This window comes from Pseudarthrobacter oxydans (assembly GCF_034258515.1).
Classification (GTDB): Bacteria; Actinomycetota; Actinomycetes; order Actinomycetales; family Micrococcaceae; genus Arthrobacter.
In genome coordinates this window covers 1,582,653-1,602,631 of record NZ_CP139438.1, presented here as the reverse complement: position 1 = coordinate 1,602,631, position 19,979 = coordinate 1,582,653, and the positions used below count along the sequence as shown (strand labels likewise).

Here is a 19,979-nt window from a genome sequence, read left to right as displayed (position 1 = left end):
GAGATTCCCAGCCGGCGTGACACCATGGTCTGTTGTGAAAGACGACAATCGGGAAAACCGCCCAGTGCAGCGCTATTTCCGGTACGCCGTTGTTTCGTTCACGGCCTTCCTTGTCCTCAGCCTCGGATTCGCCCTGATCCCCGCGGAACCGCCGCCGCCCGCGGATCCGCCGTTCTCCGAGCAGGCGAGGATGGCCGCGCTGGATGATGCGCTGGAGCTGCGGACTGCCGCCGGGCTGCTGTCTGCCGCGACCGCAGCCGGCGGCGCCCCGGATACTGCCGGAAAAACGGCCGCCGTGGACGCGGCTGTGACATTGCTGACGCTGCAGGCGCGCACCCTCCTTTCGCCGTCGGATTCCTCCCCTCTCCCCCAACAGCCGACGGCGCTTCCCACGACGCCGCTTCCCGGCCTTGCAGGGCTGGCTTCCGCGCTCTCGGCCAGCGGAGTACAGCGCCTTGCTGACGCAGCAAAGGCAGACGGCGGGATGGCACGGCTGCTGGCCGGCGCCGGCACCGCCCAGCTGCTTGCCGCCGAGGATGTGGCCGCGGCCGGCGGCATCGCCGTGGAAACACTGCCGCACGCAGCCGCAGGGACCCCCGCAGCCACACCAACCTCGTCCCCCGCGGGATCCGCCTGCCCGTCACTTCCTCCGGCGCCAGAGGGCCCTCCCACGCCCGCGGCGCCTGCATCTGCTGGACAGGAAACAACCGGCGCAGGGACGCCTGCAGCTGCGGCCAGTGCGCTTTCAGCAGCCCTGGCCGCCGAACAGCAGAGCGTCTACGCCTACCAGGCGGCCCTCCCCCGCCTGGCGGCCAAGGACGCCGGCGCGGCGGGAGCGTTCCTCGCCGAGCATGAAGACCTTGCCGCCGAAGCGACGGCGCACACCCGGGCAGCATGCAGTGCCGCACAGGCGCAGCAGCCCGGCTACGTTCTGGACCCGGATTTCCTTGCCGCCCCGGCTGCCGGGCTTGCCCGCCTGGAGCTGGGGTCGCTGCCTGCCTTCGGGGACGTCATTGCCCTTGCCGACGGCGGCACGCGGGAGTGGGCCATCTCCGCCCTTCAGTCCGCGGCACGCCGGGCTGGCCATTGGGGCGGCGACCCGGGGCCGGTTCCCGGCGTCGTCCTCGACCAGGACCAGCTGCCGGACCTTCCCGCCAGTTCCGCCACTGCGCCGACAGGACCATGAGCTCCGGGGGCGCGGCAGCACTTCTTCTCCCATCATTACGGCACCCACCCCCACTCCGACGAACCCGCTCCGGGCGGCGTCTTTCCTGCCAGGGCAGGGTGGCCCCGGAAGACTTCTAATGGTTTGCTGAAGAGCATGGACGCATACGAACCGGCCGAACAGGGTGCAGCGGACGCCGGGAGCCCGGAACTTCGCCGCCATCTGGAGACTGAACCGCACGGCAACGACACCGCCCAGCGGCTGAACTGGCTGCGGGCGGGCGTCCTGGGCGCCAACGACGGCATCGTCTCGGTGGCGGCCATCGTGGTTGGCGTGGCAGGGGCCACCGCCGAGTCCGGTCCCATCCTCGCCGCGGGGGCCGCGGGACTGGTGGGCGGAGCGGTGTCCATGGCGCTGGGCGAGTACGTATCTGTGAGCAGCCAGAGCGACAGCCAAAAAGCCCTGATAGAGAAGGAACGCCGGGAGCTGGCCGAGCAACCGGAGGAGGAGCTGGCGGAACTCACCGCCATCTACCTTGCCAAGGGCCTCAGCCCCGAAACAGCCGGCAAGGTGGCCCAAGAACTCACGGCCCATGATGCCCTGGCCGCGCACCTCACCGCCGAGCTCAACATCGACGAGACAGACATCGTGAGCCCCTGGCACGCGGCCTTCGCTTCGGCCGTGGCCTTTATCATCGGCGCGGTCCTCCCGATGCTGGCAATCCTTCTTCCGCCGCCGGAAATCCGTGTTCCCTTGACCTTTGCTGCGGTCCTGGTGGCCCTGGCCCTGACAGGAGCACTGGGCGCGTGGATCGGCGGCGGTTCCAAATCCAGGGCCGCGGTCCGGGTGGTGGTGGGCGGCGCCCTGGCCCTCGCCGCCACGTTCAGCATCGGCAGCCTGCTCGGCGCCACGGGCGTGGTGTAGGGCCTGCATCCCCCGGGGCAGCACGGCCGTAGCCCTTAGGCTGGGACTGATGAGCCAGCCAGCGGTACTCCCCATCCCTCCGGACCTTGCCGCGCGCTACGGCGGCACCCCGGAAGGCCGAGCCTGGCTGGCTTCCTTGCCCGGCACCGCCGAAAGCCTGCTTGCCCGGTGGCGCCTTGCCTCCGGCCTTGGTCCCGGCGTCGCGCCCTGGAACGGCCATGGTGCGATCGTCATTCCGGTGGTCCGGGAGGACGGCTCCCCCGCTGCCCTCAAGATCGCCTTCCCCCACGACGAAGCGCGGGCGGAGCGGCATGCGCTGGAACTGTGGAACGGGCGGGGCGCCGTCGCGCTGTTGGCGTCGGATGCAGGCACGTGTTCCATGCTCCTCGAAAGGCTCGACGCCGGGCGCCCGCTCAGCGACCTGCCAATGGCTGACGCCGCGGCGGTGTGGGGTGGACTGGTCCGCCAGTTGAGCATTGTTCCGGACGACCGGCCGCAGTGGCGGGAATTCGAGCACATCGCCGCTCGTGCCGAACAGTGGAGCGATGACCTGCCTGCGGATTGGGACCAGCTGGGACGCCCTTTTCCGCGCTGGCTGCTGGAAGCGGCGCTGGAGGTCTGCCAGACGCGCGGGGCGGTGGGCCGCCGCACGGCGCGGGACGTCTTGGTCCATACTGACCTGCACTACCTCAACATCCTGGCCAGGCCGGGCACGCGCGGAACAGGCGGAAAACCGACGCCGGGCGGCTTCGCAGCCATTGACCCCCAGCCCATGATCGGTGAACCGGAGTTCGGCGTGGCCCCGCTGTTGTGGAACCGCCTGCCGGACCTGCCGCTGAACCAGCCCGAGGCCGGCCTGCGTCAACGCTGCGCGGACTTCAGTGCCGCAGCCGGCCTGGACCCCGATGCGGCCCGGCAATGGGCCGTGGCCAGGGAAGTGGCCAACGCGCTGGGGTACGCCGGAAAGCCTGGCTATCGCGGCGACCTGGCGAGGTCCCTCTGGGTTGCCAGCACCCTCGCCGGGCGCACCCTGGAAGGACTGCCACCGGCCCACGCCTTGCCGGAGCCCGGCCAGGCCCCGGGTCCAAGCTGACCGGGGACGTTCCCGGGTCAGCTGCCGCGCACGGCGGCCAGTGCGGAACGGATCGCATCCACGGCAGTGCCCGCCTCGTCCCCTTCGGTGCGCCAGTTGCTGACCGACACCCGGAGGATGTCCCGGTCCCGCCACCGTGAGCCGGACATCCATACCCTGCCGTCCCTGATGACGCGGGCCGTCACCGCCCGGGTGGTGGCGTCGTCGCCGAACGCCACGCAAACCTGGGTGTAGCCGACGTCGTTCAGCACTTCCACGCCGTCCAGCCCGGCCAGCCCCGCGGCGATTTCCGAAGCCGCGGCGGCCATTCCCTCCACCTGGGCTGCAACGCCGTCGGAGCCGAGGCTCTTCAGGGCTGCCCACACCGTCACGCCGCGCGCCCGCCGTGACAGCTCCGGGACCTTTTCGAAGGGATCGCCGGGACCTTCCGCGTCATGCACCAGGTAGCTGGCGTGCAGGCCCATGGCAGAGCGAAGGGCTGCAGCATCCCGGACAATTGCGATGCCGCAGTCGTAGGGAACGTTGAGGGTTTTGTGGGCATCCGTTCCCCAGGAGTCCGCATTCTCATAGCCACGGATCAGATGCCGCAGTTCGGGGGCTGCGGCGGCCCACAGGCCGAAGGCGCCATCCACATGGACCCAGGCTCCGTGTTTCCGGGCAACGCGGATGGCTTCGGGGAACGGGTCAAAAGCGCCTGAATGGACGTTCCCTGCCTGGAGGCAGACTAATGCGGGGCCTGAGCCTCCAGCCAGTGCTGCGTCCAGGGCTTCGGGAATCAACCGCCCCTGGCTGTCGGCGTCCACCACCGCGGGCTTGCCCAGGCCCAGGTAGCGCAGGCCAAGGTCCACGGTGTCATGCCGTTCCCGCCCCACCAGGCAGCGGATCCTCGGAGCGCCAAACAGCCCGTCACTGTCCAGGTCCCAGCCAGCGTCCGCAAGCAGCCGCCACCGTGCGGCCGCCATGCAGGTGAAATTCGCCATCGTCGCGCCGGTGACGAACCCGACGTCGGACTGTCCAGGAAGTCCCAGCAGTTCCAGGAGCCAACTGCCCGCGCCCTCCTCGATTGCTGCCACCGCCGGGGCCGCGTAGCGGAGGCAGGCGTTCTGGTCCCAGGCACTCACCAGCCAGTCGGAGGCAAGGGCGGCAGGTAACGTCCCGCCTATCACCCAGCCGAAGAACCGGGCGGAGGGCATTGCCATGAGCCCCGGCTCTGCCGTCTTTGCCAGCAGGTCCACCACGTCTTCAGCGGGCATGCCCTTCCGCGGCAGCGGGCCGCCAAAGGCAGCTGTGAGGCGGTGGGCGCCCACCGCCGGACCCACCGGCCTGTCGGAAAGGCTTCCCAGCCAGGCCGTGGCGTGGCGTGCCGCTGCCGCCAGGGCCCGGGCGTACTCGTCATAGCCATGTGACATATCTGCATGCTACGCCTCCGCCGGCCGGGCCTCCGAGCCTGCTTTTCCAGGGCGGTATCAGGCGAAGTTTTCCTGCCAGGCGTCGTAGCCGAGCTTGATGATGAGGGCCGACACCACTACCAGGAAGACCACCCGGACAAAGCGGCTTCCCTGTTTCACTGCTGTCCTGGCTCCGAGGTATCCGCCCGCCATATTGGCTGCCCCCAGCAGCAGGCCCAGGCCCCACAGGAGGGAGCCGTGGGGCAGGAAGAACAGCAGTGCGCCCGCATTGGTGGCCATGTTGACGATCTTGGCTTTGGCGCTGGCTTCCAGGAAGGCATACCCCATCGCCGAGACCAGCGCGATGACCAGGAAGGAGCCTGTCCCCGGACCGATGAGGCCGTCGTAGAAACCAATGACGGCCCCGATCAGGCAGGCAACCACGTAGTGCTTGCGGCCATCATGCCGCAGGGCGGTGATGCCGCCAACGTCCGGCTTCAGTGCTGTGAAAAGGGCGACGGCGACCAGCGCCGTGACGATGATGGGCTTGAAGACAGTGGCGGGCAGCGTCGCTGCCAGCACGGCGCCGCCAAAGCTGCCCGCCAGGGCGATCGCGGCCATCGGCAGCGCCGTCCTAAGGTCCGGTCCTACGCGCCTGTAGTAGGTGGCAGCACTGGTGGCTGTGCCGAAGATGGACCCCATCTTGTTCGTCGCCAGCGCTTGGACGGGGGTGATCCCCGGGACCAGCAGCAGGGCGGGGAGCTGGATCAGCCCGCCCCCGCCTACCACTGCATCCACCCAGCCGGCGGCAAAACCGGCAAGCACGATTAAGAGGAGTGTTGTCAGCCCGAGCGATTCGAGTCCGAACTCCACTGCCGGGTCAGCTGGTGCGGACAGCGTTGACTACGTAGTCAACCGCCTTGTCCACTGCCACGTTTTCGGCGTCACCGCTGCGGCGGTCCTTGATCTCGACCACACCATCCACCAGGCCGCGGCCAACGGCCAGGATGGTGGGAACGCCCAACAGTTCGGCATCGCCGAACTTGACCCCGGGCGAAACCTTCGGCCGGTCGTCGAGCAGGACATCCAGGCCTGCTGCCTCAAGGTCGGCCGCCAGCCGCTCGGCGGTGGCGAAGATCTCCTCGCCCTTGCCCACGGCGACCACATGGACATCGGCAGGGGCAACAGCACGCGGCCAGACGAGCCCCCGTGCGTCGTGGTTGGCCTCGGCCAGCGCTGCAACGGCCCGGGTGACGCCGACGCCATACGAGCCCATGGTCACGGTGACCTGCTTGCCGTTCTGGTCCAGGACCTTCAGCTCCAGCGCTTCCGCGTACTTGCGGCCGAGCTGGAAGATGTGCCCCATCTCGATGCCGCGGGCGGTCTCCAGCGGACCGGAGCCGTCCGGGGCGGGATCACCTTCGCGCACTTCGGTGCACTCGATGACGCCGTCCCAGGTGAAGTCGCGTCCGGCCACCAGGCCGTAAACGTGCCTGCCGGCCTCATTGGCGCCCGTGATCCAGGAAGTGCCGCGGACCACGCGGGGGTCCACCAGGTACAGAAGCTTCGTTGCACTTTCGGCTCCCAGCAGGGGCTCCTCCAGGGACAGGCCGGGGCCGAGGTAGCCCTTGACGATGAGCGGCTGTTTCTTGAGGTCGTCGTCGTTGGCCGCTTCCAGGCCGATCTCCCCGCCGATGGGCAGGAAGGATCCGATGTTCGCTTCGACGCGCTTCAGGTCCACGGCGCGGTCGCCCGGCACCCCGATGACCACCAGCTGGCGCTCCCCGGTGGGCAGGGTAACGGCGAGCACGACGTTCTTCAGCGTGTCGGCGGCGGTCCAGGCACCGCCGTCGGCCTCGCTGCGCGGGGCGAGTGTATTGGAGGCTGCCACCAGGGTGTCGATGGTGGGGGTGTCCGGGGTGTCGAGCACCTCGGCGGCAGGAGCATCGGTGAAGTCGATTTCCGCCGGAGCCACGGTGGTCACGGCTTCAACGTTGGCTGCGTAGCCGCCGGCGGACCGCACGAAGGTGTCCTCGCCGATGTCGGTGGGGTGCAGGAACTCTTCGCTCTTGGAGCCGCCCATGGCACCGGCCGTCGCGGTAACCGGGATGACCTCCAGCCCGAGGCGCTCGAAGATGCGCAGGTAGGCGCCGCGGTGGGCGGCGTAGCTTGCGTCCAGGCCGGCGTCATCCACGTCGAAGGAGTAGGAGTCCTTCATGATGAACTCGCGGCCGCGCAGGAGGCCCGCACGGGGACGCGCCTCGTCGCGGTACTTGTTCTGGATCTGGTAGAGGCTCAGCGGCAGGTCCTTGTAGGAGGAGTACAGGTCCTTGACCAGCAGCGTGAACATTTCCTCGTGCGTGGGGGCCAGCAGGTAATCGGCGCCCTTGCGGTCCTGGAGCCGGAACAGGCCCTCGCCGTATTCGGTCCAGCGGTTGGTGGCCTCGTAGGGCTCACGGGGCAGGAGGGCCGGAAAGTGGACTTCCTGCGCCCCGATCCTGGCCATCTCCTCGCGGATGACGGCTTCCACCTTGCGCAGGACGCTCAGTCCCAGCGGCAGCCAGGTGTAGATGCCGGGGGCGGCACGGCGGATGTAACCTGCGCGGACCAGGAGCCGGTGGCTGGCCACCTCGGCGTCGACGGGATCTTCGCGGAGGGTGCGCAGGAATAGCTGGGACAGTCTTGTAACCACGGGTGGGTATCCGTTTCTGGGGAGTGCTGGAGAGCAGGGCCGGGATTTCGTCTGGTACTAATCTACCGGCTGGCACGGCCACTCCCCGCTGGCGGGTACGCAGCGCAGCCGGTGCGGGCACCGGCCGCCCGGCAGCGGTACAGCCGCCCGGCACTTTCCCGGAACGCAGTTGAGCCACGCCCGGAGATGCAAAGCCCCTGGCCCCCCATGAGGCTGGTCATCGCATCCGGGCGTGGCTCGACGCCGTTATCGCCTAAGTACTGGTGAGGACTGGTGAGACCGCCCACGCCACTCCAGCGCAGCTAGATCGAACCTATGTGATGGGAGGCACATTGACAAGTGTTTCTCATTTCTTGCTGTTGACCGGGCCTTTCCGGCGCCCTAGCTTTAATTCATCAGGTGATGAATTACGGCGCCAACCAGGCGCCGGCAGCCCTGCTCCTGGCAACGGAGGGCGATCATGTCCCATGCGGCAGCGACACCGGAAGTTCAGGGCCGGACGGGCGGAGACGCCATTGTCGCCGCCGGCCTGAATGTCACGCGAGGCAAGGTCCCTGTGCTTCGCGGGCTGGACTTCACCATCCCGGCCGGCAGGATCACCGGACTGCTGGGACCCTCCGGCAGCGGAAAGACGACCCTCATGAGGGCCATCGTCGGAGTCCAGCGGCTTGCGTCCGGAACGGTGCAGGTCCTGGGCCTGCCCGCCGGCAGCGCTGCCCTGCGCCACCGGGTGGGCTATGTGACTCAGTCGCCGAGTCTGTACCCGGACCTGACTGTGGAAGCGAATGTCCGCTACTTCGGAGCCATGCACCGGAAAACGAAGCTTGAGGCGGCGGAGGCGATTGCCGCCGTCGGGCTTGAACGGCAGGCCCGGCAGAAGACGGCGGACCTGTCCGGCGGCGAACTCAGCCGCGCCTCCCTCGCCTGCGCACTGGTGGCGCATCCCCCGCTCCTGGTGCTGGACGAACCGACCGTAGGACTGGACCCGGTACTGCGGGCGGACCTCTGGAGCCGGTTCCAGGCCATGGCAGAGGCTGGAACGACCCTCCTCGTGTCCAGCCACGTGATGGAGGAAGCCAGCCGGTGTGACGACTTGCTGCTCCTCCGTGGGGGCAGGCTGCTCGCCCGGCTGACGCCCGGGGAACTCAGCCGGCGCGGACACAGCAGCGACCTTGAGAAGGCGTTCCTCCACATCATCCAGGAGACGACGGCGACTGCGACGACGGCGCCGGAGACGCCCGGGGCAGCGGCTGCCGGCACCGGGGAACCCAAAGCACGGACCAGGAGCGTGCGGTGATGGACGTCCGAATGATGCTCGCCACGACGCACCGGGTGCTGGACCAGCTCCGCCACGACCACCGGAGCATCGCCATGATCCTGGTGGTGCCCGCGCTGCTGCTCACTGCGGTCTACTTCCTGTACGAGAACGAGACGCTGCCTCCGGGAGCCCCCCGGACCTTCGACCGGGTAGGCCTGATGATGCTGGCCATCTTCCCCTTCGTGGTGATGTTCCTGGTCACGTCCATCACCATGCTGCGCGAGCGCACCTCCGGAACCCTGGAACGGCTGCTCACCACCCCCGTGCACAAAGCCGACCTCCTCTTTGGGTACGGCCTGGCGTTTTCGATCATGGCCGCCCTGCAGTCGCTGGTGGCCACCGCCGTTGCCTACTGGATCTTTGATCTTGATATCCAGGGGCCGCCCGGCTTCGTGGTCCTGATCGCCGTGATCAACGCGGTCCTGGGCGTGGCCCTGGGACTGCTGTGTTCAGCTTTCGCCAGGACCGAGTTCCAGGCGGTGCAGTTCATGCCTGTGGTGGTGGTGCCGCAGATCCTGCTGTGCGGACTGTTCGTGGCCCGGGACCGCATGAACGATGTCCTTGAAGCAATCTCCAACGTCCTTCCCCTGACATTCTCCGTGGACGCCCTGCAGGAGATCGCTGCCAACACGGAAGCCACGGAACAGCTATGGCAGGACGCCGGGATCATGGCGGCGATTGTTGTGGGAGTCCTGGTGCTGGCCTCCCTCACCCTGCGCAGGCAGAGCCCGTGAGCGCACCGGGCGGACAGCCCCCGGCTGTGCGGCGGGGACGCCGGGGCGGGACAAACGCATCGCGGGGCCACATCCTCGAGGCGGCCCGGCGGCTTTTCGCCGAGCACGGCTTTGAGGGGACCAGCCTGCGGCAGGTGGCGCGGTCGGCCGGGGTGGATCCGGCCATGATCCACCATTTCTTCAACGGGAAAGACGAGCTCTTCGCCCTCAGCGTGGAGCTTCCGGCGGATCCCGGGGAGGTGTTGGCCGGCGTGGAGGATTCTCCCCCCGGCGAGCGGGCCGAACTCATCGTCCGCGCAGTGCTGCGCCTGTGGGAGAGCCCTGCCCAGCCAGGACTGGTGGCATTCTTGCGCGGGACCATTGGATCGAAGGCGAAGACCGCGCTCCTCCGGGAGACCGCCACCCGGGCCATCATCAGCCGCATCATGGCGGGCGTGCCCGGGCCGAAGGAGGACGTGGCGCTTCGCGGCGGCCTGGTGGCGACGCAGATGGTGGGATTGATGATGGTCCGCTACGTGGTCCGGCTGGAGCCGCTGGCGTCCGCGGCACCCGAGGACGTGGTCCGGCTGGTCGCACCCAATGTCCAGCGCTACCTGACGGGAGACCTGGACGGCAGGAAGGGGACGCAGTCCTAGAAGAGAACGGTGGCGAAGGTCCCCACCTGCTGGAAACCGACCCGCTCGTAGGTGGCCCGTGCGCGGGTGTTGAAGCCGTTGACGTAAAGGCTTGTGGTGGGCGCCACCCTTTGTGCCTGCTCCACCACTGCCGCCATATACCCGGGGCTCAGCCCCTGGCCGCGGTAGAGGGGGTTCATCCAGACGCCCTGGATCTGCGTTACGTCGGAGGTGACGGCCCCGAGTTCGGCCTTGAACACCACTTCGCCGGCGTCGTTCAGGTGCACGAGGGAGTGCCCTTGCCGAATCAGGCTTTCCACCCGGCGGCTGTAGAACTCCCTGCCGCCCAGGAAAGGGGAATATCCCACTTCTTCCTCGAACATCGCGGCGCACGCCGGCAGGATGCGGTCGAAATCCGCAAGGTTTCCCAGCCCCAGCCCCGGGTTCGGCTCAACGGACGGGGGCCCGCCGATGGTCATCAAAGGCTGGTCAGGGCGCACCTCGTGGGCCCGGTGCCCCAACTCCACCAATTCTGCGTGAAGGGCCAGTACGGAACTGGCGGGGCCGAAGGCGGAGGCGTAGCGGCGTCCGGATGCGCTGGCCGCCGCAGCCACCACTCCGGCCAGGTCCGGGTCCAGCTGCACGGGAACCAGGTTGGCCCCTGCCCAGCAGGCACCCGCCAGGACGCCGTCGTCGAACACGCCGAGGACCCCGGCTCCGCCGCTGGTGGCTGCGGCGGAACCGGCGGCACGCAAGTGCGCCAGGATGAACACGTTCGTGACCGGATCACGCTGCGCCAGTAGCCTCAGCGCTGCAGTGTCCTCCCGGTCCAGGGTACGGACGGAAATCCCCGGCGGGGCGGGGACGTCCTTACGAGACGCTAACCACGGGGCTACCCTTGACAGCATCTTCGCCATCGGCCTCCCCCATCTCTTCCGCGATACGCATGGCCTCTTCGATCAGTGTCTCAACAATCTGGCTCTCAGGGACAGTCTTGATGACCTCGCCCTTCACAAAGATCTGGCCCTTGCCGTTGCCCGAGGCAACGCCAAGATCTGCTTCGCGGGCTTCGCCCGGGCCGTTGACCACGCAGCCCATGACCGCCACGCGCAGTGGAATCTCCATTCCTTCAAGCCCGGCCGTAACCTGCTCGGCCAGCGTGTAGACGTCCACCTGGGCGCGGCCGCAGGAGGGGCAGGAGACGATTTCCAGCTTGCGCGGACGCAGGTTGAGGGACTGGAGGATCTGGTTTCCCACTTTGATTTCCTCCACCGGCGGAGCGGAGAGGGAAACCCGGATGGTGTCGCCGATGCCCCGGGACAGAAGCGCCCCGAAGGCCGTGGCCGACTTGATGGTTCCTTGGAATGCCGGGCCTGCCTCGGTGACGCCGAGGTGCAGCGGCCAGTCGCCCTTTTCCGCCAGCATCTCGTACGCGGCCACCATAATGACGGGGTCGTTGTGCTTCACGGAAATCTTGAAGTCGTGGAAACCGTGCTCCTCGAAGAGGGATGCTTCCCAGACGGCAGACTCCACGAGCGCCTCCGGGGTGGCCTTTCCATACTTCTTCAGGATTCCGGGCTCCAGGGAGCCGGCGTTCACGCCGATGCGGATGGACGTCCCGTGATCGCGGGCCGCCGCTGCGATCTCCTTGACCTGGTCATCGAACTTGCGGATGTTGCCGGGGTTGACCCGCACCGCCGCGCAGCCTGCCTCGATCGCCGCGAAGACGTACTTGGGCTGGAAGTGGATGTCCGCGATGACGGGAATCTGGGACTTCCGGGCGATGATGGGCAGGGCCTCGGCGTCGTCGGCGGACGGGCAGGCAACGCGCACGATGTCGCAGCCCGACGCCGTCAGTTCCGCGATCTGCTGGAGGGTGGCGTTGATGTCCGTGGTGGGCGTGGTGGTCATGGACTGCACGCTGATGGGCGAGTCCGAGCCGACCCCCACGGAACCGACTTTGATCTGCCGCGTCTTGCGGCGGGGGGCAAGGACGGGTGGCGGTGCTGAGGGCATTCCCAGGCTGACCGAGGTCACGAGGACTCCTAGAGGTTCGAAAAGTGGAGGCGGCTTAGGCGGCGAGGCCGGCCAGCACGCCGGTAATTGGCGACCATTCGGTGATGCGGGTTCCGGCGATGACTCCGGCTGCTGCGAACGGATCCTGTTTCAGGATCGAGTTGAGGGCGGCTTCATCGGCTGCCTTGAAAATCAGCAGCGCCCCGGCACCGTCACCGTACGGCCCGCTGGCCAGAATGGCGCCGTCCTGGGCCAGGCCGGCGGTCCATTCACGGTGCGCGGGCCGAACGGCATTGCGTTCGTCAGTGGATTCGGCGGCATAAACGTACTCAACGGCAAAAACTGTCATACCGCTACCCTATCGCCCTGCAGGCCTCCGGACGCATCCGGTGGGCCGCCTGCCACCGGACGGGCAGACCCTTTTGTCACGCCAGGAAGATGACCTTGACGGCCGCGGCCGTTCCGGCCGCCCACAGCATGGACGCCAGCGTTCCGATGATGAACCGTTCAGCAGCCACAGGGGTTTCCTTCAACTCCGCGAACCTGCCCAGGCCCTTGATGGCCACGATATAGGCGATGGCCACCGGCTGGCCGGTGAGGATGGCAAGGCAAACTCCGAGCCGCTCCAGGACTCCAATGATGGCGCCGCCCCGAAGGATCCGCTGGGTGGGAGCCGCCGGTCCGGAGCCAGGACCGGCCGACGGCGGTGCGCTGGCCACGGCGGTCAGCTCATCGTCCACATTTTGGCCCCGGCCGGGAGGCGGAGGGTCGACGGTGACGTCCGCGGACGGATCGTCGGCTGTCCCTCCGGCTTCCTCGGCCGCCTTGGCTGCGTCTGCCTTGTCATCAATGGTCTTGGCGAGCCGGAACACCAGTGCGGTCACGGGCCAGCCGGCGAATCCTGCCACGAGCAGCGCAACCGTGATCCAGAGTGCGTTCACTGGTTTCCTTCCGTCCGGGTGCCCGCAATCAGGGACTGCGCATAGTCAAGGAGCATTGCCGCTGCGGGCCTCGCCGCCCATTCTTCCTGCCAGCCGGACCTCAGCACGGCACGGCTCACCGACTGCTCGGTGATTCCCAGTTCCCGGGCCACCTGCTTCTGGCTGCCGTGCCTGCCGTCCCCCTGCGCGCGCAGGTGGTCCACCACCCGCCACTGGGCCTCCGTGCGCTGCTGCACCAGGCGCCCGATCAGCCGAAGCACTGCCTGTGCGTTGGAGCAGGCCATGACGCCTTCCTGTGCTGCATCATTCTGTTGCGGGGACCGAATGTCCCTCCCACGGACCATGGTGCCGGACACCACTGACAACGGGACCTGGCCGGCCGCGCTTTTAGCGAGTTCCACTGCCTTGCGCGCCGCCACGAAGCCGCTTCCGGACCCTTCCCGCGGGCTGGCACCCGGAGCGAGGTGCACGGTGCCTATGCCGATGCCCACGTACCAGTACCCGCTGCGCAGTGCATGCAGGGCGACGTCCACCACGTCCGCAGCCTGTTCCACTACACCCTGGAGTTCGTCACCCACTGAGCGCTCAAACGGAACCGGGGTGCGGCTCTGCAGTGCGGCGATCAGGTCCGGGACGCGGTCCACGTCCGAGGTGCTCCCCCGCTGGTCAATGGTGAGAACGAACATGTTCCAACCTTAGGCAGCTGATTCCTCCGAATCAACCACCTGCGGCTGATTATTAAATATCAGTCATATTTAGCTGAAAATCGGAAATCAGCCGCCGGTCCTGCTCTCCCGAAGGAGCCGCAGGCGTCAGCCGAAGAGGTTCACGGGCTTCACAATGTCGGCATAAATAAGGAGCGCGCTCATGCCGATGAGCAGGGCGGCCACCACGTAGGTCACCGGCAGCAGCTTGGCGATGTCGAAGGCTCCCGGGTCCGGCTTGCCGAGCAGCTTGGCCACGCGGCGCCGCGCACCCTCGTACAGGGCGCCGGCTACGTGTCCGCCGTCCAAAGGCAGCAGCGGTATCAGGTTGAACACGGCCAGCGCGAAGTTCAGGCCGGCGAGCAGCCCGATCAGTGCGGCCAGCCGGGACTGCACCGGGATTTCTTCCATGGCGGCCACTTCACCGGCCACCCGTCCCACGCCCACCACGCTGATGGGGCCGTTGGGGTCGCGGGGCTCCTCGCTGAAGGCAGCCTTCGCCACGCCCACGACGCGTGCGGGCAGGTTGAACACCACCCCCGCCACCTGGCGGATGTTCTCCCCCGCCAACGGAAGAACGGACGACGCCGGCTGGGCCACCAGTTCAGTCCGGGAACCGATGCCCAGGAAGCCGACGTCCTGGTAACGGAGGTTGCCGGCGTCGTCCGTTTCCTGGCGTCCGTCCGTGCCGATGACGGGGCGCGCCGACAGCACCGGAGTCACCGTGGCGGACACCCGGGTGCCGTCCCGCTCCACGGTGATGGCTACCTCGCGCCCCGCGGAAGCCCGGATCCATTCCGTCAGCTGGTCCCAGCTGGCCACCGATTTGCCGTCGAAGGCGATGACCCTGTCGTTGGGCCTGAGGCCGGCCGCCGCGGCGGGGGTGAGCCGGCAGTCCGCAGAGTCGGGATCCACTGTCTCCCCCGCCGCCACCTGGCATTTGGAGACGTCGGAGATGGTGGTGGTGGCCGTGGCGACGCCAAAGCCCATCAGCAGGACGGCGGTGAGGAGCACGCCAAGCACCATGTTCATGGCCGGCCCGCCCAGCATCACGATGATCTTCTTCCAGACCGGAAGCCGGTAGAACACCCGGCCCTCATCGCCGGGGCCCACTTCCTCATGGGCCGCGGACCGGGCTTCGGTGGCCAGGGTCTGGAACATGCCCGTGCTGGAGGGCCGGACCGAACCGTCCTCCTTGTTGGGCGGATACATGCCAATCATGGAGACGTAGCCGCCCAGCGGGATGGCCTTGACGCCGTACTCGGTTTCGCCTTTCCGCCGCGACCAGAGCGTAGGGCCGAAGCCGATCATGTACTTGGTGACGCGGACCTTGAAGAGCTTCGCAGGCAGCAGGTGGCCCACTTCATGGAGCGCGATGGAGGCAGCGATGCCGATCGCCACAAAGACGACGCCGAGGACAAAAAGGAGAACGGGGGTCATGGACGTGCTGCTGCTTCCTAGAGACTGCTGACTGCTAAACGTTCGTGGGCGCGGGCGCGTGCCCAGTCCTCAGCATCCAGCACGGACTCCACTGTCAGCCCTGAGGAGCCTGAATGTTCGCTGAGGACGGACTCGATGGTGGCCACGATGTCGGTAAACCTGATGCGCCCGGCATGGAAGGCCGCCACGGCTTCCTCGTTGGCGGCGTTGAACACGGCGGGGAACGTGCTGCCCTGCTTCGCGGCGTCCTTGGCGAGTCCGACGGCGGGGAAGGCTTCCGTATCCAGCGGCTCGAATGTCCACGAAGCGGCCCGCGTCCAGTCACAGGCCGCGGCCGCGTTGGGCACCCGGTCCGGCCAGCCCAGTCCCAGGGCAATGGGGAGGCGCATGTCGGGCGGGGACGCCTGGGCAATGATGGACCCGTCGATGAACTGCACCATCGAGTGCACCACGGACTGCGGATGCACCACCACATCGATCCGGTCCAGGGGAACATCGAACAACAGGTGCGCCTCGATGACTTCCAGGCCCTTGTTGACGAGGGTAGCGGAATTGGTGGTGACCATGACACCCATATCCCACGTGGGATGCGCCAGCGCCTCCTGTGGAGTTACCCCGTGCAGTTCGTCCCTGCTCCTGCCGCGGAAGGGACCGCCGGACGCGGTGAGGATCAGTTTTTCCACTTCCGCCGCAGATCCGGAACGCAAGCATTGGGCGATCGCCGAGTGCTCGGAATCGACCGGCACGATCTGGCCTTCGCGGGCAGCGGCCTTCACCAGCGAACCGCCCACAATCAGGGACTCCTTGTTGGCAAGCGCCAGCGTGGCACCGGACTTGAGGGCCGCCAGGGTGGGCGCCAGGCCAATGGAACCGGTGATCCCGTTCAGGACCACGTCAGCCTCGACCCCCGCAATACGGGTGGACGCGTCCGGTCCGGCAATGATTTCCGGCCGGTAACCCTGCTTGCCGGCAGCGGCTGCGGCTGCGGCCACCAAGGAGGCCAGCTGACCGGGGTCCCCGGCGGCTATGCCAAGCACAGAGGCACCCGTGTGCACCGCCTGGCGCGCGAGGAGCTCCAGGTTGCCTCCCCCGGCGCTGAGGGCCACCACCTCGAAAAGGTGCGGGGCGCCGTCGACGACGTCAATCGCCTGGGTGCCGATGGAACCGGTGGATCCGAGGAGGACGATTCTGCGTGGCTGCATTGCTTAAGTATCCCGCACCGCGCTGCCGGACAGCCGCCGCCTTAAGCGGGGCCCCTCAACATCCCTTTGGCCCCAGTGGCAGCACTGTTGGGAGCGGGCGTAACGTGGACTGCGTGGACTGGCTCTCCTGGTTTGATGCGCCGGAATACGAATTCGCCCGGCAGGTGCTGCAGCGAGGCGTGGCGGCACTGTATTTCGTTGCGTTCCTCTCCTCGCTGAACCAGTTCCCGGCGCTGCTGGGTGAACGCGGCCTTCTCCCCGTCCCCGAATACCTTTCCGGCTTCAGCCGCCTGCGCCGGCCTACCCTGTTCCGGTGGCGGTACTCGGACCGGCTGCTGCGTTGGGTGTGCGCCGCAGGGCTGCTGGTATCGGCTCTGCTCGTGGCCGGCATCCCGCAGCAGGGCCCGCCGTGGGTTCCGCTGATAGCGTTCCTAGTCCTGTGGCTGCTGTACATGTCCATCGTGAACGTAGGGCAGACCTTTTACGGGTTCGGTTGGGAGATGCTGCTCCTGGAGGCCGGCTTCACGGTGGCCTTCCTGGGCTCGGACCAGACGGACCCTCCCCGCACCATCCTGATCCTGATCGTGTGGCTGGTGTTCAGGCTGGAGTTCGGCGCGGGGATGATCAAGATCCGCGGCGGCCGGGAATGGCGTGACCTGACTGCCCTCTACTACCACCACGAGACGCAGCCCATGCCGGGTCCGCTCAGCCGGCAGGCGCATCTCCTGCCCAAGCCGCTGCACAAGGTGGAAGTGCTGGGCAACCACTTCGCCCAGCTGGTGGTGCCGTTCTTCCTGTTTGCTCCGCAGCCTGTTGCCAGCGTCGCGGCAGGCATTGTCATCGCCACCCAGCTCTGGCTGGTGGCCACAGGCAACTTCGCGTGGCTTAACTGGATTGCCATTGTGCTGGCCTTCGCCGCCGTGAGTGATCCGGTTGCCCACGCCGTCCTGCCGGCCATTCCGTTGGACTGGCACGGAGCGCCGGGCGTGGACCGGGAGACGCCGCTGTGGTGGCTGGCCATCACGCTGGCTGCCACGCTGCTGCTGGTTGTGCTCAGTTACTGGCCGTTGCGCAACCTTTTCTCGCGCCGGCAGCTGATGAATGCCAGTTTCAACCGGTGGCAGCTGGTCAACACCTACGGCGCGTTCGGCACGGTCACCAAGCAGCGGATTGAAATAGTGGTGGAGGGCACCTCCGACGAGGACCCGGACGACTCCTCCGAGTGGCGGGAGTACGGCTTCAAGGGCAAGCCCGGCGATCCCGGCAGGCTCCCGCGGCAGTGGGCGCCCTACCACCTGCGCCTGGACTGGCTGATGTGGTTCCTGCCGCTAAGGACCGTCCATGAGGAGTGGTTCTACGCCTTCCTAGGCAAGCTCCTGGAGGCGGACCGGCAGACGCTGCGGCTCCTCCGCCATGACCCGTTCGACGGCGCCCCGCCGCGTTGGGTGCGCGTGCGCAGCTACCACTACCGGTTCGCAAGCCGCAAGGAGTTCCGGGAAACCGGAAACCGGTGGGTGCGGACGGTGCTGTACGAGCCGATCCCCCCGCTGTCATTGCGGCGGTCGCACGGGCGGCCGGGATGAGGCGGAACAGCTAGCCCATGCCCTGGGCCCGGCGGATGATTTCCTGGGCATGCTTCAGGATGGGCCCGTCGATCATCTTTCCCTGGTACTGGAACACTCCTGACCCTGCCGACTCTGCAGCCTCCAGGAGGGCTTCAGCCGCCGCCACTTCGGCGTCGGAGGGCGCGTAGGCGGCCCGGACCACGGCTGCCTGGCTCGGATGGATGCACGCTTTGGAGCTGAAGCCGGAGGCCACGGCGTCGGCCGCCTCCTCCTCCAGCCCGGCAAGGTCCGGGATGTTCGTGTAAACCGCATCCACCGCCTCCTTGCCGCAGGCCCGCGCGGCCAGCAGCACGGCGGAACGGGCGTGCAGCGCCACCGCCCGGTAGCCGCCGTCGGCCTTCCTGCTGGACGTACCGCCCAGCGATGCCAGCAGGTCCTCTGCCCCCCACATCAGGCCCACCACATTGGGGGCGGCGGCAATGGCGGGGGCGTTAAGGACTCCGAGCGCTGTTTCACACAGCGCAATCACCTTATAGCCCTCCAGGGCGTCGAGCTGCTGGACGGTTTCCGCCTTGGCAAGCATGACCGTCCGGTAAGGGGTGTGGGCGAGGCAGTGAAGGTCCTTCTCGAAGTCCTCGGTGCCCACCGGATTCACCCGCACGATAGTGCAGCTGGGTTCCAGTTCCGGCTCCACGCCGGTGGTTCCCAGCTGGGCCAGGATGGCACCGCGGGCGCGCTGCTTATCGGCGGGCGCCACCGCATCCTCAAGGTCCAGGATGACGGCGTCGGCCCTGCGGGCCGCCTTCTGGTAGCGCTCCGGCCGGTCGGCAGGGCAGAAGAGCAGGGCGGGGCCCATCACAAAGGTCATGACTGCATTGTCTCCTGTCCGTGGTCCTCCTGCTTGGCATGGGCCTCGCGGGTCCACATCAGGCAGCTTCGGGTGGCCAGCGCCACCACCGTCCCGTCCTGGTTCCGGCCGGTGTGCTCCATGGTGACGATCCCCTGCCCCGGCCGGGAACCCGAGAGCCGTTTTCCGCTGATCACCGTCTCGGTGTAGAGGGTGTCGCCATGGAAGAGCGGATGCGGGAACGAGACATCGGCCAGGCCCAGCTGGGCGATGATGGTGCCCTGGGTCAGCTGCGAGACGGACTGCCCCACCATGGTGGCCAGGGTGAACATCGAGTTCACCAGCCGCTGGCCGAACGGCTGGCCGGCGCTCCAGGCGGCATCCAGGTGCAGCGCCTGCGTGTTCATCGTCAGCGTGGTGAACAGGACATTGTCGGCCTCCGTCACGGTGCGGCCGGGACGGTGGGCGTAGGTGACGCCCTCCTGCAGCTCCTCGAAGTACAGCCCGCGCTGCTCAATCACCTGCGGCTCGCCGCCGGTTGGCCCCGCCGCGGCGCCGTCACCGCCGCTCATACGGTCAGTTCCCGGTCTTCTTCGAACAGGTCTGCCCCGGTTGCGGCGGCCACGTCCTCCACCGAGACGTTGGGTGCCAGTTCGCGCAGCACCAGCCTGGACCCGGACCCGTCCGCAACAACGTCGATGACCGCCAGGTCCGTAATGATCCGGTCCACGCAGCCCTTGCCGGTCAGGGGCAGGGAGCACTGCTGGACAATCTTCGGGTTTCCGTTGCGGTCCACGTGCTCCATCATCACGATGACCTTCTTGGCGCCGAACACCAGGTCCATGGCGCCGCCCATGCCCTTGACCATCTTGCCCGGGATCATCCAGTTGGCCAGGTCACCGTTGGCCGCAACTTCCATGGCGCCCAGGACAGCCACGTCCACATGGCCCCCGCGGATCATTCCGAAGGAAGAAGCCGAGTCGAAGAAAGCGGCGCCCTTGTTGACCGTGACAGTTTCCTTGCCGGCGTTGATGAGGTCCGGGTCAACGGCATCCTCCGCGGGATAAGGGCCGACGCCGAGGATCCCGTTTTCGGAGTGGAGCACCACTTCCACGCCGTCGGGAATGTAGTTGGGGATCAGGGTTGGCATGCCGATGCCCAGGTTGACGTACTGGCCGTTGCTGAGCTCCTTCGCCACGCGGGCGGCGAGTTCGTTGCGGGTCCAGCCTTTGGCGGCAGTCCCGTCTGCCTGGACCTCGTGCTGCTGGGCTGCCGCCCGGCGGTATTCGGGGCGCACGCCTTCGGGCCGTGGAGCGTAGGGGCTGTTGGGATCCAT

The 19,979-nt window shown here is 67.7% G+C and carries 20 protein-coding genes; 7 read left to right on the top strand and 13 right to left on the bottom strand.

What is annotated here, in order from left to right; genetic code table 11:
• Positions 1-64: 64 nt before the first annotated feature.
• The 3 genes from SMD14_RS07270 (at position 65) to SMD14_RS07260 (ending at position 3,182) form a co-directional block, all read left to right on the top strand.
• Positions 65-1,186, top strand: coding sequence for a DUF4439 domain-containing protein (locus SMD14_RS07270; protein WP_321215847.1), 1,122 nt, complete (start codon positions 65-67; stop codon positions 1,184-1,186).
• Between the two features lie 135 nt (positions 1,187-1,321).
• Positions 1,322-2,089: a VIT family protein gene (locus SMD14_RS07265; protein WP_231754787.1), complete on the top strand. Its 768-nt coding sequence runs from the start codon at positions 1,322-1,324 to the stop codon at positions 2,087-2,089.
• 49 nt (positions 2,090-2,138) lie between these two features.
• Positions 2,139-3,182: an aminoglycoside phosphotransferase family protein gene (locus SMD14_RS07260; RefSeq protein WP_321215846.1), complete on the top strand. Its 1,044-nt coding sequence runs from the start codon at positions 2,139-2,141 to the stop codon at positions 3,180-3,182.
• A gap of 17 nt (positions 3,183-3,199) precedes the next feature.
• On the opposite strand, the gene SMD14_RS07255 is transcribed toward SMD14_RS07260, so the two are convergent.
• The 3 genes from SMD14_RS07255 to SMD14_RS07245 are packed head-to-tail and all read right to left on the bottom strand — an operon-like array spanning position 3,200 to position 7,262.
• Complete coding sequence (locus tag SMD14_RS07255) at positions 3,200-4,591, bottom strand: pyridoxal-dependent decarboxylase (protein ID WP_321215845.1); 1,392 nt, start codon at positions 4,589-4,591, stop codon at positions 3,200-3,202.
• 57 nt (positions 4,592-4,648) lie between these two features.
• Positions 4,649-5,443, bottom strand: coding sequence for a TSUP family transporter (locus tag SMD14_RS07250; RefSeq protein ID WP_321215844.1), 795 nt, complete (start codon positions 5,441-5,443; stop codon positions 4,649-4,651).
• Between the two features lie 7 nt (positions 5,444-5,450).
• Positions 5,451-7,262, bottom strand: a complete 1,812-nt coding sequence (locus SMD14_RS07245; RefSeq protein WP_321215843.1) for a proline--tRNA ligase — start codon at positions 7,260-7,262, stop codon at positions 5,451-5,453.
• Positions 7,263-7,722: 460 nt separating this feature from the next.
• On the opposite strand from SMD14_RS07245, the gene SMD14_RS07240 reads away from it, so the two are divergent.
• Genes SMD14_RS07240 through SMD14_RS07230 form a run of 3 tightly spaced genes read left to right on the top strand, consistent with a single transcriptional unit; the run spans position 7,723 to position 9,949 of the window.
• Positions 7,723-8,559, top strand: a complete 837-nt coding sequence (locus SMD14_RS07240) for an ABC transporter ATP-binding protein (RefSeq protein ID WP_321215842.1) — start codon at positions 7,723-7,725, stop codon at positions 8,557-8,559.
• Between the two features lie 11 nt (positions 8,560-8,570).
• Positions 8,571-9,314 (top strand): ABC transporter permease, encoded by a 744-nt coding sequence (locus tag SMD14_RS07235; RefSeq protein ID WP_321216236.1) that lies wholly within the window; start codon positions 8,571-8,573, stop codon positions 9,312-9,314.
• Positions 9,311-9,949 carry a TetR family transcriptional regulator gene (locus SMD14_RS07230; protein ID WP_321215841.1) on the top strand — a complete coding sequence of 213 codons (639 nt, stop codon included), beginning with the start codon at positions 9,311-9,313 and terminating at the stop codon, positions 9,947-9,949. The genes SMD14_RS07235 and SMD14_RS07230 overlap by 4 nt, the downstream gene beginning before the upstream one ends.
• On the opposite strand, the gene SMD14_RS07225 is transcribed toward SMD14_RS07230, so the two are convergent.
• The 7 genes from SMD14_RS07225 to dxr all read right to left on the bottom strand — a co-directional run bounded on the left by SMD14_RS07225 (position 9,946) and on the right by dxr (position 16,231).
• Positions 9,946-10,836, bottom strand: coding sequence for a DUF4081 domain-containing GNAT family N-acetyltransferase (locus SMD14_RS07225; protein ID WP_157242576.1), 891 nt, complete (start codon positions 10,834-10,836; stop codon positions 9,946-9,948). The two genes, SMD14_RS07230 and SMD14_RS07225, sit on opposite strands and share 4 nt — an antisense overlap.
• Positions 10,799-11,965, bottom strand: a complete 1,167-nt coding sequence (gene ispG / locus SMD14_RS07220) for a flavodoxin-dependent (E)-4-hydroxy-3-methylbut-2-enyl-diphosphate synthase (RefSeq protein ID WP_013600504.1) — start codon at positions 11,963-11,965, stop codon at positions 10,799-10,801. Before ispG ends, SMD14_RS07225 begins: the two co-directional genes overlap by 38 nt.
• Before the next feature lie 34 nt (positions 11,966-11,999).
• Positions 12,000-12,293, bottom strand: a complete 294-nt coding sequence (locus SMD14_RS07215) for a YciI family protein (protein ID WP_157238606.1) — start codon at positions 12,291-12,293, stop codon at positions 12,000-12,002.
• Between the two features lie 76 nt (positions 12,294-12,369).
• A complete protein-coding gene (locus SMD14_RS07210; RefSeq protein ID WP_321215840.1) occupies positions 12,370-12,885 on the bottom strand; it encodes a hypothetical protein in 516 nt (171 codons plus the stop codon).
• A complete protein-coding gene (locus tag SMD14_RS07205; RefSeq protein WP_321215839.1) occupies positions 12,882-13,571 on the bottom strand; it encodes a MarR family transcriptional regulator in 690 nt (229 codons plus the stop codon). The genes SMD14_RS07210 and SMD14_RS07205 overlap by 4 nt, the downstream gene beginning before the upstream one ends.
• 126 nt (positions 13,572-13,697) lie before the next feature.
• Positions 13,698-15,029: a site-2 protease family protein gene (locus tag SMD14_RS07200; protein WP_321215838.1), complete on the bottom strand. Its 1,332-nt coding sequence runs from the start codon at positions 15,027-15,029 to the stop codon at positions 13,698-13,700.
• Between the two features lie 17 nt (positions 15,030-15,046).
• On the bottom strand, positions 15,047-16,231 hold the full coding sequence (dxr, locus tag SMD14_RS07195) for a 1-deoxy-D-xylulose-5-phosphate reductoisomerase (protein ID WP_321215837.1): 1,185 nt from the start codon (positions 16,229-16,231) through the stop codon (positions 15,047-15,049).
• 113 nt (positions 16,232-16,344) lie between these two features.
• On the opposite strand from dxr, the gene SMD14_RS07190 reads away from it, so the two are divergent.
• A complete protein-coding gene (locus SMD14_RS07190) occupies positions 16,345-17,814 on the top strand; it encodes a lipase maturation factor family protein (RefSeq protein WP_321215836.1) in 1,470 nt (489 codons plus the stop codon).
• Between the two features lie 10 nt (positions 17,815-17,824).
• Here the strand turns inward: SMD14_RS07190 and SMD14_RS07185 are convergent, their stop codons facing one another.
• Genes SMD14_RS07185 through SMD14_RS07175 form a run of 3 tightly spaced genes read right to left on the bottom strand, consistent with a single transcriptional unit; the run spans position 17,825 to position 19,979 of the window.
• Positions 17,825-18,664 carry a CoA ester lyase gene (locus SMD14_RS07185; RefSeq protein ID WP_157238610.1) on the bottom strand — a complete coding sequence of 280 codons (840 nt, stop codon included), beginning with the start codon at positions 18,662-18,664 and terminating at the stop codon, positions 17,825-17,827.
• Positions 18,661-19,215 carry a MaoC family dehydratase gene (locus SMD14_RS07180; protein ID WP_321215835.1) on the bottom strand — a complete coding sequence of 185 codons (555 nt, stop codon included), beginning with the start codon at positions 19,213-19,215 and terminating at the stop codon, positions 18,661-18,663. The genes SMD14_RS07185 and SMD14_RS07180 overlap by 4 nt, the downstream gene beginning before the upstream one ends.
• Entirely contained in the window at positions 19,212-19,979 is a 768-nt protein-coding gene (locus tag SMD14_RS07175; RefSeq protein ID WP_157238612.1) for a CoA transferase subunit B, read from the bottom strand. Before SMD14_RS07175 ends, SMD14_RS07180 begins: the two co-directional genes overlap by 4 nt.